This window comes from Paractinoplanes bogorensis (assembly GCF_018829635.1).
Taxonomy (GTDB): domain Bacteria; phylum Actinomycetota; class Actinomycetes; order Mycobacteriales; family Micromonosporaceae; genus Actinoplanes; species Actinoplanes bogorensis.
This window is the reverse complement of the sequence record NZ_JAHKKG010000004.1, coordinates 234,806-249,718: the sequence shown is the minus strand read 5'-3', so window position 1 is coordinate 249,718 and position 14,913 is coordinate 234,806. Positions and strand designations below refer to the sequence as shown.

The window sequence follows — 14,913 nt, the reverse complement described above, 5'->3', positions numbered from 1 at the left end:
GTGCGAGGTTGGGACCAGCTGCGAAAAAGGTGGTGTGCCGTGGGCGAGGACGTCGAGCAGGCCAACTTCAGCCGGGAGGACCGGGCCAGATACCGGCACAAGATCCGCCGGAGTCTGGACGTGTTCGCGGCGATGCTGCGCGAGTCGCGGTTCGACTTCGAACGGCCGCTGACCGGCATGGAGATCGAGCTCAATCTGGTCGACGAGAACTGCGACCCGGCGATGCGCAACGCCGAGGTGCTGGGCGCGATCGCCGACCCCGATTTCCAGACCGAGCTGGGTCAGTTCAACATCGAGATCAATGTGCCGCCGCGGCGCCTGGCCGGCGACGAGAACGCCGACCTCGAGCACAGCCTGCGGGCGAGCCTGAACAACGCCGAGAAGCATTCCCGTACGGTCGGCGCGCACACGGTCATGATCGGCATCCTGCCGACGCTGCGCAAGGAGCACATGACCGACGAGGCGCTGTCGGCCAACCCGCGGTACAAGCTGCTGAACGAGCAGATCTTCGCGGCCCGCGGCGAGGATCTCGACATCCGGATCGACGGCATCGACCGGCTGTCCGTCACCACCGACACCATCGCGCCCGAGTCGGCCTGCACCAGCACCCAGCTGCACCTGCAGGTGAGCCCGGCCCAGTTCGCCGCGTACTGGAACGCGGCCCAGGTCATCGCGGGCATCCAGGTCGCCCTGGGCGCGAACTCGCCGCTGCTGTTCGGCCGTGAGTTGTGGCGGGAGACCCGGATCCCGCTGTTCGAGCAGGCCACCGACACCCGCTCGGAAGAGATCCGGGCCCAGGGCGTACGGCCGCGGGTGTGGTTCGGGGAACGCTGGATCACGAGCGTCTTCGATCTGTTCGAGGAGAATGTGCGCTACTTCCCGGCGCTGCTGCCGATCTGCGACGACGCCGACCCGGCCGAGATGCTCGAGCGGGGCGAGATCCCGCAGCTGAGCGAGCTGCGGCTGCACAACGGCACGGTGTACCGGTGGAACCGGCCGATCTACGACGTGGTCAAGGGCCGGCCGCACCTGCGGGTGGAGAACCGGGTGCTGCCGGCCGGTCCGACCGTGGTCGACACGATGGCCAACGCCGCCTTCTACTACGGGCTGATCCGCACGCTGGCCGAGGCCGAGCGTCCGTTGTGGACGCAGATGAGTTTCAGCGCGGCCGAGGAGAACTTCCACGCCTGCGCCCGGCACGGCATCGACGCCACCGTGTTCTGGCCCGGGCTGGGCTACATCCAGGTCACCGAGCTGGTGCTGCGGCGGCTGCTGCCGATGGCCCACCAGGGTCTCGAGCGGTGGGGCGTCTCGCCGGGCGAACGCGACCGGTTGCTCGGCATCATCGAGCAGCGCTGCCTGACCCACCGCAACGGCGCCGCGTGGCAGGCACAGACCCTGCACGCGCTGGAGGCCGACGGCAACGACCGCCAGGCCGCCCTGCACGAGATGCTGCGCCGCTACCTGCCACTCATGCACGAGAACCTCCCCGTGCACGAGTGGCCCTACCCCGACTAGTTCCGCCGGCCGAACCACTGCCGGGCCGCGCTGCGCGGGCGCTCGTGGCGCGGCGTGTAGCCGGGGATCCGTACCGGAATCCGGACGGAACCCGGCGTCCCGGCGGGCCGCGGCTCGCGCATCGCCAGCAGCAGGGTGGCGCCGGCGACCATCAGCAGCAGCGAGATGAGCGCGGTCCCGGCGATCTGGGCACCGGTCCTGGGCAGGTCGCTGCCGCCGCCGTTGTCGCCGCCGTTGTCGCCGCCACCACCGTTGTTGTCGTCGCCACCGCCGTTGTTCCCGTTGTCGTCGTCGCCGCCGGTGGTCGCCTTGGCCGTCAGCGTGAGCGGGACGTCGACGGTGTTGTCGGTGGAGAGTCCCTCGGCGCTGGTCGTGCTGATGGTCACCTTCATGTTCTGGGTGCCCGACTTCTTGCTGTTCGACCCGTCGATGGTGAGGATCAGCTGGCTGCCGTAGAGACCGGCCGCGTTCGGTGCGCTGCACACCACCGCGTTCGACGCCTTGCCGTCACCGGCCGGCGAGCACTCGGCCGCGGCGGTGGTGGACGCGGCCGCCAGCACCATGCCCTCGGCCACCGTGGTGTCCTCGAGCAGGATCGAGGCGGAGCGAACCACCACGCCGGCCGGCGGCTCGACCGTGAACTTCACGTTGTCGGCCGTGTCGGTGCCCTCGTTGGTGTACGGGATGCGGATCACAACGCCGGTGGCGTTCGGGCCCACGGTGACGGCCGGCTTGTCGTACGTGACGGCCAGGTTGACCTTGAAGCGGCCCGAGGTGATCCCCGGGATCACCACGTCGCTGTCGCCGCCGCAGACGCCGTCCGGGTCCGGGGTGGCGGCCAGGGCGCCGTCGATGCAACCGCCGGTGAGCTCCTCGCCGCCCTTGAGGTCGGGGCTGACCACGAACGGGATCTGGATCTGCGTGGTGGTGCCCGCCGGGATCGTGAGCGTGCAGGTCACGATCTGCCCCGACGCCACACAGCCGCTGGGCAGGGTGCCGGCGGTGGTGTTGTCCGGGATGCGGATCGTCGTCACGTACGGGCCGGCCTCGCCCGGTCCCGCGTTGCTGAGCGTGATCGGGATGGTGACGGTCTGACCGGGCAGTGGCGCCGACAGCGACGGGCTGCCGACGACCACCGACACCGCGTAGGCCGGCTTCGAGGTGCTCACGAGCAGACCCGAGGCGGTCAGCTTGTCGGTGGCGTCGGTCCCGTCGGCCAGGGTGATGCCGGTGGCCCACCAGGCGGCCGTGCTCGCGGCGCTCGACGCGACGTCGATGCCGATGGAGAGCGGCTTGGCCACGCCGGCGGCCAGGTCGACGCCGGTGCACTTGATCGTGCTGGTGCCGATGGTGCAGGTGGCGCCGGCCAGCGTGGCCGACTTGACGGTGAACCCGGCGGGCACGGTGCTCAGCGGCACGGTGAGCGTCAGTCCGGTCTTCGCGACCGTCGACGAGAGCCGCAACACCGCGTTGCCGGAGGCACCGGCCGCGACCGTCGTGCTGTCCAGCGTCAGGGTGCCGACCTTGCTGATCGGGTTGGCCGGCGTCGTGGTGACCGACACGTCGAGGTCGGTGCCGCAGGTCTTGCTGCCGTCGGCCGTGACGCAGGCGGCGGTCAGCTTGTCGCCGTTCTTGACGCCGCTGGACACGACCACCGGCACCGTCCACGACTTCGTGTCCGACACGCCGAGGTCGTAGGTGCAGGTCACCACGGTGGAGCTGGTGAGCGTGCAGTCGGTGGCGGCGGTGCCGGTGAGCGGGCCGAACTGGGTGTTGCCCGGCGCCACCAGGACCGCCGTGCGGCGGGTGGCCGAGGACGGGCCGGCATTGGTCGCGGTCAGGGTGAGCGAGGTGGTCTGGCCCGGCGTGACCGTGGCGGCGGCGTTGGTCGTGCGGAACGAGACCGCCGCGACCGGGGTGCCGGTGGTGACCAGATCGGCCAGGCCGGTCGCGGTCTCGCCGCCCGCGGTGACCGTGATGCCGGTGGCCCGCCAGGTCGTGCCGGCCGTCGCGGTCGGGGCGACGGTTCCGGTCACGGTCACGGCGGTGCTGGCCCCGGTCGTCAGGTTGACGCCGGTGCAGGTGATCGCGGTCGCGCCGATCGCGCAGGTCGACCCGGTCGGGCCGCTCGCTCCGGTGACGGTCAGCCAGGTCGGCTTGGCGGCGAGCGGGATGCTGATCGTCGCGCCGCTGACCGGGCCGGTCGCGGTGATCTTGAGGACGCCGGAGCCCGTACGGCCGGGAACGACCGTGGCCGGGACGCCCGCCAGCTGGACCTTGCCGCTCAGCGGGGTGGCCAGCGCGATGTCCGGGATCTTGTAGTCCGAGCCGGAGCAGGTCGAGCCCGTTCCGGACTTGACGCAGCCGCCGGTGATCGGCGTGGACGGGCTGGCCGTGGCGTCCACCGTGATCGGCAGGGCGACCTGGGCCCGGCCGTTGCCGGCCACGGTCATCTGGCAGGTCACCTGGGTCGAGGTGATCCGGGTGCACTGGCTGGCGGCGGCGCCGGTCAGCGTCCCGAACGTGGTGCCGACCGGCGCGATCGTGCTGTAGGTGACGCCGGTGGCCTGCGACGGCCCGGTGTTGGTGGCGGTCAGCGTCAGGGTGCCGGTGCCGCCGGGCAGCACGGTCTGCGACGCCGGGACGCCGACGGTGACGGCGACGCTGGTCTGCGGGGCGGTGATCGTCGCGGCCGCGGTGACCGTCTGCTCCGCCGCCTGCGAGCCCTGCGAGACGGTGACCTGCGGCGACCAGGTGCCGATCGGAGCGGTGCCGGAGACCACCGAGGTGAGCACGATGTTGGTCGTGCCGTTGGCCGCGACCGAAACGCCGGTGCAGGTGACGGCGCGCTGGCCGACCGAGCAGGACCCGTTGTCGGTGCGGGCCTGCACGAGCTGCATGCCGGTGGGCAGGTTGTCGATCGGGATGGTGACGGTCATTCCCGTACGGGCCTGGGTCGAGCTCACGGCGATCGTGACCGTGTCGGTGACGCCCGGCGTCAGGTTCGCGCCGCCGTTGACCGGGGTGCCGATCGTCAGGGCCTGGGCCAGCGTGGCGGTCAGTGTGATGGCCGGCAGGGCCAGCTCACCGGTGCCGCAGACGCCGTCCCGGTTGTAGTCGACGCACCCGCCGGTGACCTGCTGGCTCGGGTCGGCGTTGGCCGGGATCTGGACCGGCAGCGACCACGAGACCGGGGCGGCCGCACCGGCCGGCAGGTTGACCACGCAGTCCATCGCGGCGGTGCCGACGGCCGTGCAGCCGGCCGGCAGCGGGCTGCCGAACGTGGTGCCGGTCGGCGCCTTGACCCGCACCGAGACGTTGGTCAGGTCGGAGTAGCCCTGGTTGATCAGGGTGCCGGTGATGGTGGCGACGCTGCCCGGCGCGACCGGGCTGTCCGGCGCGCTCATCGTGTACTTGACGTCCGGCTGCGGGGCCGAGGTCTGCAGCAGCACGCCGGCCCCCTCGCTGGTGCCGCCCGAGCCGTTGGTCAGCGCGGCCACCGGCGCCCAGATGACGTTCGCCCCCAGGTTCGACGCCGGGTGGATGCGGACCGAGACCAGGTTCAGGGCGCTGCCCTGGGCCAGATCGACACCGCTGCAGACGATGTCGGCGCTGTTCACCGTGCAGGACGCCCCGGTCGGCCCGCTCGCGCCGGCGATGTCGACGCCGGCCGGCAGGGCACTCAGGGGCACGGTCACGGTGAGCCCGGTCAGGGCGCGGTCGGTGGTGACCTTGATGTAGCCGGTGCCGGTGTCGCCGGGCACGACCGTGGCCCGGGTGTAGGTCAGCTTGGCCTGGTCGCTGAACGGCTTGCCCAGGGTGAACGCGATGGCGGTGTCACAGCTGTTCCCGCCGGTCACGTTCACGCAGCCGCCGGCGACCGTGGAGCCCGCCGCGGCGGTGCCGGCCACCTTCATGAGCAGGCGGAACTGGGCGTTGGCGCCCGCCGCCAGGCTGGTCGAGCAGGTGACCTGGGTGGCCGAGTCGGCCGTGCAGAAGTTGGCCGCGCTCGAGTTGGTCAGATCGAACGTGGTGCCGGCCGGCGCGGTGAACGTCGCCGTGGCCGCCGGGTCGTCCGAGTCGCCGTTGTTGGTCATGGTGACCTCGGCGTCGGCGGTGCCACCGGGCAGCACCGTGCCGTTGTCCGGCAGGACGAGGCTGACCGCGACGTCGGTGTCCGCCGCGCCGACGGTCAGGGCCACCGGGCGCAGCACGACCGAGTCCTGACCCGGGTCGGCCACCGTGATCGCCGGCCGCCAGGTCGCGCCGGGCGTGGTGGCCGAGTTCGCCGCGAAGTCGATGGCCAGCGGGGTGCTGCCGGTGGCCGGGAAGTCGGTCGCCGGGCAGGTCGCCGTGCCGTTGGCGACGGTGCAGGTCTGGCCGCCGAGCCGCACGGCGGTGACGGTCACCCCGGTGGGCAGGCCGGCCAGGCTGACGCTGACCCCGAGGCCGGGCCGGACCGCGGAGGCGGCCAGGTTTACGGTGGCCGTGCCGGTCTGACCCGGCGCGGGCGTGGCCTGCGTGGTGGAGCCGGCCGTGACCACATCGGACAGCGGTGCGCGCAGCGTGAACTGGTTGACCGTGACGTCACAGCTGCCGCTGGCGTCGAGGTCGACGCAGCCGTCCTTGATGACGGTGCCGCCGGCCGCGTTGCCGGGGATCAGGATCGGCAGCGCGTACGACGCGACCTGGCCCGTGGCGTTGACGCCGACCTGGCAGTTCACCGTCGTGGCGGTGTTGCGGACACAGTCGGCCGGCATCGTCGTGCCGAACGTGGTGCCGGTCGGAGCGGTGATCTGCACCGGGGCCTTCAGCGAGGCCGAGGGCGTGCCGCTGTTGCTGATGGTCACGGTCAGCGGGACGGTGGCGCCGGGCAGCACCGTGTCGTCGGCCGGGACGCCGCTGACCGCGGCGCCCAGGATGTAGGGCACCGTGCCGACGACGGCCATCAGGGCGCCGCTCGTGACCGTCTCGTTGGTGTGACCGGTGACCGTGATCCCCGACGCGTACCAGTTGTCGCCGGTGGCCGCCCCGGCCGGCGAGGTCACGCTCAGGGTGATCACGTTGTTGCCGGTCGACAGGGCCAGGCCGGTGCAGGTGATCGCGCTCGCGCCGGTGGTGCAGCCCGCGGGCGAGGCCGCGGTGACGGTCCAGCCGGACGGCACGTCGGTCAGCGGGATCGCGACGTCCACGTTCTGCGCCTTGGTCGAGGTGATCGTCACCTTGGCCTGCTTGGTGTCCCCGCCGAGGCTGAGCGCGGCCCGGTCGGCCCGGACGGTGACTTCCTGGTCGAGGCGCGAGGTGAGCGGCATCGACGGCAGTGCGGTGTCCGGCGGCGAGGTGCAGACGCCGTTGTTGTTGGCGTCGACGCAACCCCCGCTGATGGTGCCGGTCGGGTCGGCCGAGGCCGGCACGGCCACCGGGAGCGCCAGCGTCCGGGTGCCGCCGTTGGCAATCGAGACCGTACAGGTCAGGTTGGTCTGCGTGCTGTCGGCGACACAGCCCGCGGGCAGCGGGGTGCCGAACGTGGTGCCGTTCGGGGCGACGACGCTGACCTGGGTGCCGGTGGCGTCGGACGGGCCGGCGTTGGTCAGGATCAGCGGGATCGTGCCGGTGGTGCCGGGCTCGGTCGCGGTGACGGTGCCGAAGGTCGGGTTGACCGCGGCCTGGGCGGTGCCGGTCACGGCCAGCTGGCGGGCGGCCAGGTTGGCCGAACCGACGTTGTCCGCGATGGTGATGCCCGTCGTGGTGGCCGTGAGACCGGCCGCCGCGCCCGCCGTGGCCTGCACCGGGATGGTGATGTCCTGCGAGTTGCCCTTGGTGATGCTCGCCCATGTGCAGGTCACCGTGGTGCCGGAGCTGGCCGCGCAGGCGCCGCTCGGCGTGATCGAGCCGAGCTGCAGGTCCGAGGTCTGCAGGGTCACCGGCACGGTGATGGTGAAGTTGGTCAGGTCGCCGTTGGCCGCGGTCACCCGGACGACCGAGTTGCCGCTGCTGCCCGGGGTCACGGTGACCGGGGTGACGGTCACGGTGGCGCGCCGGTCGACCGGCTGGCGGAAGGTGATCGTCGGCAGCGTGCCCTCGCAGGTGCCGTCGCCGCCGACGTCGACGCAGCCGCCGGTGATCGGCGTGAAGACGTCGGCGCTGGCCGGGATGACCACCGGCACGGTCACGCTCGCGTTGCCGTTGGCCAGGGCGTTGACCCGGCACAGCATCCGGGTCGAGGTCACCGTCTGGCAGCCGGCCGGCGGCGTGCCGAACGTGGTGCCGGACGGCGCGGTGAGGACGACGACCTGGTTCACGGCGTCCGACGGGCCGGTGTTGGCCACGGTCACGGTCACGTTGGCCGTGGTGCCCGGGTCGGTCGTGCCGGCGGCCGGGCCGCTGCTGCTCACGGTCAGGTTGGTCTGGGCCGATCCGATCACGGCCATGGTGGCGGTGTCGGTGGCGGTCTGCCCGTCGGTCGAGGTGATCGTGAACGACGGGGCCCAGGTCGCCGGGGTGGCCGCGGCGACCGCGGTCATCGTCAGCGTGATGTTGGCGCTGTGGTTGGCGCCGCTCAGGTCGACGTCACCACAGTTGAAGGAGCCGTTGGCCTGCGGGTTGCAGGTGCCGTTGGGACCGGCGGCGGTGAGCACCGACAGCCCGGTCGGGGCGGCGGTCGAGGTCGACACGACGAGGTCGTTGAGGTTCGACGGTGCGCTGATGGTCAGCGTCGCGGTGCTCGGTGTGGCGGACCCCGGGGTCACCGTGGCCGGGCTCGAGGTGACGGTGAGCTGGTTCTGCAGCGGCGTGCCGATCGGGATGGCCGGCATGGCGGTGTCGGCCGAGGTGCAGACGCCGTTGTTGTCGACGTCGACGCAGCCACCGGTCAGCCCGGTACCGGGCTGCACGTTGGAGCTGGTCTGCACGGTGAACGGGAAGGCGGTCGGCGGGGCGGCCGCGGTCTGGTTGAACGTACAGCTGGCGCTCCGGCCACCGGCCGCGATGGTGCACCCGGACGGTGCGGGCGGGGCGAAGGTGGCGCCGTTCGGGGCGATCACGGTGAACGAGGCGCCGGTCGCGTCGGACGGGCCGGTGTTGTTCACGTTGACGGTGATCGAGCCGGTGCCGCCGGGCAGGATCGGCGTGTTCGGCACGGCGACGGTCGCGGTGACGACGTTGCGGGGCGCGCCGATCGTGGCCAGTGTCTGGTCGGCCGCGGTGACCGTGCCGGCCGGGATGGTGGCCGTGATGCCCTGGGCGGTCCAGGTGCCGGTGGTCGCACCGGCCCCCGCGCCGACCGCCACGTTGATCACCTGCGGGGTGCCCGGCGCGATCGACGGGATCGTGCAGGTGGCCGTGTTGCCGGTGACCGGGCAGGTGGCCCCGCCGGCCAGGCTCACCGTGCCGACGGTCAGGCCGGCCGGAACCGGGCTGACCGGGATGGTGACGACCGTGTTGGTCAGGGTGGCCCGGGTGGCCGAGATGCTCACCTTGGCCGTGGCGGTGTCGCCCGGGGTCACGGTGGCGGTGGTCGAGGCGAACCCGACCTGGGAGGCGGCCGGCACCTTGAGGGTGATCGGCGGGATGGTGGTGTCGCCCGCGCCGCAGCCCGGGTAGCCGTCCAGCTCGACGCAGCTGCCGCTGATCGGCTTGTCCGGGTCGGCGTTCGCGGCGACCACCAGCGGCAGGGTGAGCTGCTGGGTGGTGGCGTTCACGCCGAGGCCGGTGGAACAGGTGAGCTGGGTGTTGTTCGCGCTGACCTGGCACACGGCGGACGTGTTGGCGTCGAGCGGGCCGATGGTCGTGCCGTTGGGCGCGGTCACCGAGAAGGACGCGGGCGAGGCGGCCGACGGCCCGGTGTTGGTGACCGTCAGCGGGACGTTGGCGGTGCCACCGGGCAGGACGGTGCCGGCCGGCGGGACCGAGACGCTCGCGGTCAGCGTGTACGAGGGGGCGGTGGTCGTGGCCAGCGCGCCGTTCGTGGTGACCTGCTCGTTGCCGGACTGCACGGTGATGCCGTTGGCGGTCCAGGTCTGCGAGCCGGCCGCGGTGGCGGCGACCTGCACGGTGATCTGCAGGTTCTTGGTCGTCGAGGCGACCAGGTCGACGCCCGTACAGACGATCGACGCCCCGGAGGTGTCACAGGTGCCGCCGTCGACGGTCGCGCCGCCGACCGTGAACCCGGCCGGCAGGGCCGACTTGGGCACGGTGATCTGCATGCCGGTCTCGGCCTGGGCCGAGGTGAGGGCGATCTTGCCGACGCCGCTGCTGCCCGGGGTGATGGTGGCCGGCGTGGCGGTCACGGTGAGCCGGTTGGCCAGGGTCTGGCGCAGGGTGATGCCGGGCAGGGCCGAGTCGGTCGGCCCGCCGCAGCTGGAGTCGTTGTCCAGGCTCACGCAGCCGCCGGTCAGCGGGGTGGACGGGTCGGCACTGGCCGAGACCTGCAGCGGCAGGTCGAGCGAGATGGCCGGATCGGTGGGCGACGCGGTCACGGTGCATCGGATCGTGGTCGGGGTGAGCGACTGACAGGCGCTGCCGACCGCCCCGGTGAGCGAGCCGAACGTGGTGCCCTGGGGCGCGACGACGACGAACGGCGCGGACACCGCATTCGACGGGCCCTGGTTCGACACGTTGATCGTCATGGTCGTGTTCTGGCCGGGGCTGACCGTCCGGGCCGCCGGACCGGTCGCGCCGGCGCTGAGCGTGTACCGCGGCACGGCCGTGACCAGGGTGCCGGTGGCGGTACCGGTCGTGCCGGGCGCCGTGGCGGTCACCGTCCCGCTCCAGTTGGCGGTGGTGCCCGAGCTCAGGCTGACCGGGACGGTCAGGGTCGCGCTGCCCGCGTTCCCGCCGCTCATCGCCGGGACGTTGACACCGGTGCAGGTGAGCACGCCGCCGCTGACGGCACAGGTGCCGCCGCCGGCGCTGATGTTCGCGGTGTCGATGGTATAGCCGGACGGCACCGGGGGGAACGTGACGGTGGTGTTCGGCGAGGCCAGGGCACCGAGGTTGGCCAGGTTGACGGTCGCGTTGACCTTCGCCCCGCCCGGGTTGGCCGCGGCCGGGGTGATGCTGACGCCGTTGTCCAGGTTGATGTCGGGGTCGGTGACGGTGAGCAGCCGGCCGAACCCGTTGACGACCTTCCCGTTGAGGGTCGTGGTGACATTGGCCAGGTCCCAGGTCGTCCCGGGTTTCGTGCTGTTGGTCGCGGCCGTGTTCAGGGTGATCGTGGCGGTGCCGCCGGCCGGGATGCTGACGTTCGTACAGGTCGCGTTGTTCGAGTCGAAGGTGCAGGTGCCGCTCGACGAGCTGACCGAGGTGACCGACACGCCGGCCGGGATGTTGCCGATCGGGACGGTGACGGTGGCATTGGACGCGTCGGACGGGCCGGCGTTGGCGACCGTGATCGTCGGGGCCGCGGTCTTGCCCGCGGTCAGGTTGCCCGCGTTCACCGTGATCGTGCCGCCGGTCGTCGACCGGGGCTGGGCGGTGGCCAGGGCGGTGCCGCCCCCGGTGATCGTCATCGATGCACTGGTATCGGCGGCGATCGGCGTGCTGACCGCCTTGACCGTGCCCGCGGCGGGCAGCCAGGACGGCGTCGAGGCGGTGGCCGAAGACTTCAGGGTGACCGGCAGGTTGATCTTCGCGTTGCCGCCGCCGGGCACCGTGATGCCGCTGCAGACAATGGCCGTTCCCGATGTGTCACAGGTGCCGACGCCGCCCACCACGGTCGGCGCACCGAGGGTGTAGTAGGTCGCGTCGGGCTTGGGGATGGTGACCGTCGTGTTCGGGGCGGCCACGTCCCCGGTGTTACTCACCGTGACGACCGGCGTTCCGGACTGACCGGGCGTCAACGCGGCGGTCGTGGTGCTGATCGTGCCCAGCTTGACGTTGCCCTTGCAGATCGCCTCGCCGATGACGATGTTGCCGCTGGCGACCGCGCCGGTCACGGCGAGCAGATTCAGATTGATGGCCTGCACCGTGTAGGTCAGCAGGCCGGTGCTCGTATTCCAGCTCGCCGTCTCCGGCTTGATCTTCGCGGTGAGCACCCCGGGGAGGCTGATCGTGCCGTCGGCCTGGACGCTGGCCGGCGCCCCGAGCAGCTTCAGGTTGGCGATGTTGGCCGACCCCGAGATATCGGTCGCGGTCATCTGGCATTGGGCCCCGACCGCGTCGGCGCCGAGGGTGCTCCCCAGCACGTTCAGCCCGGTGACGTTGCCCGACGCCTTGCCGCCGCCGGTGGCCGCCGACGCCGAGTCGGCGACCGTGCCCGTGGTGAGCACGCTGGGCACGTTGGCATTGACCGCGGTATTGGACGCGGTGGCTTGGCCGTCGCTCCAGTTCGCGGTCGCCGGCAGCGTGAGACCGACGTTCTGACCGAGCACCGTCAGGTTCACACGGATCGCATTACCCGTGGAGGAGACGGAGGTCGCCGCGAAGGCGGCACCCGGACGGACGAGGAGCGCGAGGACCACGGCAGCGGCGACGAGGAGAGCGAGCCGCTTGACCGGAATAGGCCGTTGGGAGAGCACGGGTCGATTTTCCTGCCGTCCCGGTTGATAAGTCCTTCGTTTCTGCGATGTCCTCGCATTTCTTCCGATGCATTCTTCGCGAAATGCGTTTCCTCAATTCTCCCGCCCGTCCCACCGGTCACTTCCATAACCCTTTCGAGCAGGACCCGTGATCAGTCCACACCGGAACGCGCGACCAGACGGCGGAAATCGCGCGGGCACTGCGCGGGCACCCGGAAAAACGCCTCCGGGCGTTGCCCCGCAACGGTTTCCGACCTCCCTGGGTAACTGATCGATCACCCGTGATGCGGGACGGTCATGCCACGTTCACCCTCCCGGAGGGGCGAAAAAGGGCGTTCTGACGTACGTTTCGCGCAGAACCCGAGAGGATGACGCATGTCGATGCCGAGAATTCGTCGGACATTAATCGCCGCCACCGCCGTGCTGATCGGCGGAACAGTCGGCGCGGCGGCACCCGCCGAGGCCGCTCCGGTAAGCCTTGTGGCGGATCCGGCCGCTTACGTCGACCCCTTCGTGGGAACGACCCGAGGGGGCAATACCTGGCCCGGCGCGACCCGCCCGTTCGGCATGATGGCCTGGAGCCCGACCGCCACCACGGGCGATCAGACCACCTCGCCGGCATCGAACGGATACGACTGGAACGTCACCCGGATGCGGGGCCTCAGCCTGACGCACGTCAATGGCGCGGGGTGCTCGCCGGGGGCCGCCGGAGACATCCCGATCATGCCGTACGTGGGTGCGGTCGACTCCTCCCCGACCGCCGACACCCGGGACGCCAAGTACGCCTCGTCATTCAGCCACGCCAATGAGTCGGCTACCCCCGGGCGGTATGCGGTGACCCTCGATTCGGGGGCCCGGGCCGACCTCGCGGTGAACGTCCGGGCCGGGGTCGGCGACTTCACCTTCCCCGCCGGATCGGCCGCCCAACTGCTGTTCCGCACGTCGAACTCGCTCAATGGCAGCGAGGACGCGTCGATCGTGATCAGCCCCGGACGCCGTACGGTGGAAGGCTGGGTATTGACCGGTGGATTCTGCGGCCGGCGGGGCAACGGCGGGGGCGCCACCAACCCGAATCGGCGGTCCTATTACAAGGTCTATTTCAGCGCCTCGTTCGATCGCGACTTCGCTTCGACGGGCACCTGGGTCAATGGAACCCTTCAGCCCGGATCGACGACGGCGAATGGTGGCGAGGGATATCTGACCGGGGCCGATCGGGCCGGAAAGGGCTCGGGCGGCTGGGTCGGATTCGATACGGCTACGGACAGTGATGTCCGCATGCGGGTCGGGATCTCCTACGTGAGCCTCTCCGGGGCCGCCGCGAACCGGGACGCGGAGGTTCCCGAGGGGTCGACGCCATCGACCGTCGGAGATGCCACCCGGGCCGCCTGGAACACCGAACTGAAGCGCATCGGGGTCGCCGGTGGCACCGAGGAGCGGACGAAGGCCTTCTATACGGCGGTCTACCACGCCCTGATGCAGCCACAGACGATGAACGATCTCGACGGGCAGTATCTCGGGGCCGACATGGTCGCGCACCGGCTCCGCGCGGGGCAGAAAGCGGTGTACGGAACCTTCTCCGGGTGGGACCAGTACCGGGCCCAGATCCAGCTGCTCGGGCTGCTCCGGCCCGACGTCGCGGGCGACATGGCAACGTCGATGCTCGATTTCGCGGCCCAGAACGGCGGGGTCTGGGATCGATGGCTGCACCTGGGCGCACCCACCCACGTGATGACCGGTGACCCGGCCGCGCCGACCCTGGCCACCTGGCACGCGATGGGCGTCCGCAACTTCGACGCCCGGGCCGCCTACGACTCCCTGGCCCGGCAGGCCACCGTGCAGAACCCGGACGCGCTGTCGGACGCGGGCTGCCCCGGGCAGTGCAAGGGGCAGCGGCCGACCCTGAACACCTACCTGGCCCTGCGCTACGCGGCCAACGACATCTGCCACTGCTGGGGTGGGGCGGCCGAGACCCTGGAGAACTCCCTCGCGGACTTCTCGCTGGCCATGTGGGCCTCCCGGCTCGGCGTTGAAAACCCCTTCCTCTCGCGGGGCGACTACTGGAAGAACACGTACAACCCGGCCGTGGGCTACCAGGCGGCACGGCGGGCCGACGGATCGTGGCAGGCCGGCTTCACCCCCTCCACGGATGTCGGCTTCGCCCAGGGCTCGAGCGCGACCTACACCTGGATGGTGCCGCAGGACGTGTCCGGGCTGGCCACGCTGATGGGCGGCCGGCCCGCAGCGGCGGCGCGCCTCGACACCCTGTTCCACGACGAGAACGGCAACTGGGCCGTGCTGGGTGGCAACGCGCTGCGCTACGACCCGACCAACGAGCCCGGCATCCACGCACCCTGGCTGTACAACGGGCTCGGGCAGCCGTGGAAGACCCAGGAGACCGTACGGCAGATCGTCGACACCGCGTACGGGATCGGGCCCGGCGGCCTGCCCGGCAACGACGACCTGGGCACGATGAGCGCCTGGTACGTGTTCGCCGCGATCGGGATGTTCCCGCAGGTGCCCGGGCGGGCCGAGATGCTGCTGGGCAGCCCGGTGTTCACCCGGGTCGAGCTGAACCGCAGCAACGGCGTACGCCTCACCGTCACCAGCAACACCACCGGCACGTACGTGCAGAGCACCCGCCTGAACGGTTCCCGCCTGACCCGCTCGTGGCTCCCGGAGTCGTACGTCCTGCGCGGCGGCACGCTCGACTTCACGCTCGGCACGTCAGCCAACACGACCTGGGCGACCGCCCCGGCCGACCTGCCACGCGACCAGTAGCGGTTTTCCACAGTTCCGAGTTGTCCACAGGGCCCCCGCCCAAGATCCGCAGATTTGACTATCCTGGCCGGTGGACGGGGGCCCCCGGTGGTGGGTGGGC

General features: G+C 71.4%; 3 protein-coding genes. 2 read left to right on the top strand and 1 reads right to left on the bottom strand.

Features of this window, described 5'->3' with window-relative positions:
* The first annotated feature begins 39 nt into the window (after positions 1-39).
* Positions 40-1,518 carry a glutamate-cysteine ligase family protein gene (locus KOI35_RS12910; protein ID WP_215786989.1) on the top strand — a complete coding sequence of 493 codons (1,479 nt, stop codon included), beginning with the start codon at positions 40-42 and terminating at the stop codon, positions 1,516-1,518.
* Here the strand turns inward: KOI35_RS12910 and KOI35_RS12905 are convergent.
* Positions 1,515-12,035: a beta strand repeat-containing protein gene (locus tag KOI35_RS12905; protein ID WP_215786987.1), complete on the bottom strand. Its 10,521-nt coding sequence runs from the start codon at positions 12,033-12,035 to the stop codon at positions 1,515-1,517. The two genes, KOI35_RS12910 and KOI35_RS12905, sit on opposite strands and share 4 nt — an antisense overlap.
* Before the next feature lie 381 nt (positions 12,036-12,416).
* Between KOI35_RS12905 and KOI35_RS12900 the strand changes: the two genes are divergently transcribed.
* A complete protein-coding gene (locus KOI35_RS12900; RefSeq protein ID WP_215786985.1) occupies positions 12,417-14,813 on the top strand; it encodes a GH92 family glycosyl hydrolase in 2,397 nt (798 codons plus the stop codon).
* Positions 14,814-14,913 lie beyond the last annotated feature (100 nt).

Excerpts from the sequence above, each read along its gene's own strand:
- KOI35_RS12900 (WP_215786985.1), top strand. The coding sequence starts at position 12,417 with ATGCCGAGAATTCGTCGGACATTAATCGCCGCCACCGCCGTGCTGATC.